Source organism: Halorubrum sp. AJ67 (assembly GCF_000513435.1).
Genome location: NZ_CBVY010000003.1, coordinates 267,524 through 268,532 on the forward strand (window position 1 = coordinate 267,524; position 1,009 = coordinate 268,532).

A 1,009-nucleotide genomic window follows, 5' to 3' on the forward strand; every position below is an offset into this window, starting at 1 on the left:
CCCCCGTTTCGCGGCCGAGCGTATCGGCGTTGCGCTTCTCCGGCCGCGCTCCCCGTCTTCGCATCACCAGTCGTCGGCGGACTCCTCCCGCTTCTTCCACTCCCGCCGCGGGTCCTCGCCGGTGAACCACGTCGCCACGCCCTCGGGGTCGTCCTCGCGGAAGGCCCGCCGTCGCCCCCACTCGACGACGGCCTTGGCGAGCGTGATCGGGAGGAGGTACGGGAGCAGGAGGACCTCGACGCCGAACGCCGCGGCGATCGCGTCAAGCGCCCCGGGAAGGAGAGCCGCCTCGATCGCGAATATTCCGACGGTGACCGGGACGACCGTCAGCATCCCGATGCTGAAATAAAAGAAGACGACCCGTTGGGCGGCCTCGACCACCATATACGGCGACTGCTCCTCGTAGGCGCGCTCCGCGAAGAACTCCCGGCGTACCTCCGCGATCTGCGCGCCGCAGACGCCGAGCGCCGCCAGCCCGACGGTGGGGGTGAGATACGAGAGCGCGTCCAACCCGACCGGCAAGAGCGGGAACGCGAGGAAGGCGAAGACCCCGAGCGACCGCCGAACGACCCGCGCGTTCCGACGGTAGATCGGCGGCAGCCACGAGGTGAGCCGGATCGGTTCGGGATCGTTCTCCCACACCTCGTCTCGCTCGGTGTCCTCGTCGTAGCCGGTGATGTAGAACGAGCGGTTAGACAGATCGATCGGCCGCTCCGCGAACATCGCCGCGCAGGCGTGGGCGATCACGAGGACCGCGACCTCGATCCAGTACACCGCGAGCAGCTCGCCGACGTTCCAGCCGAACGCGACGACGCCGGCGAGCGGAAGGAGGTTGGTCGCGACCACGAGCGCGAGGGCCGACCGGCCCCCCGCCGGAGGGCGAGTGGGGGACGCCATCTATCGGGTCTGTGGTGCCGAGAGAATAAAAACACGCGGAGCGCCGCGACCGACCCGGTCGCTTTTCACTGCCCGTCGGAACACTCGCGTATGCCCGCCGATCTACAGGAGA

The 1,009-nt window shown here is 69.0% G+C and carries 1 protein-coding gene; it reads right to left on the reverse strand.

Annotated features, from left to right (window positions below; translation table 11 throughout):
* Positions 1-63: 63 nt before the first annotated feature.
* Positions 64-897, reverse strand: coding sequence for a DUF6498-containing protein (locus tag BN903_RS04780; protein WP_048076620.1), 834 nt, complete (start codon positions 895-897; stop codon positions 64-66).
* Positions 898-1,009 lie beyond the last annotated feature (112 nt).

Excerpts from the sequence above, each read along its gene's own strand:
- BN903_RS04780 (WP_048076620.1), bottom strand. The coding sequence starts at position 897 with ATGGCGTCCCCCACTCGCCCTCCGGCGGGGGGCCGGTCGGCCCTCGCG.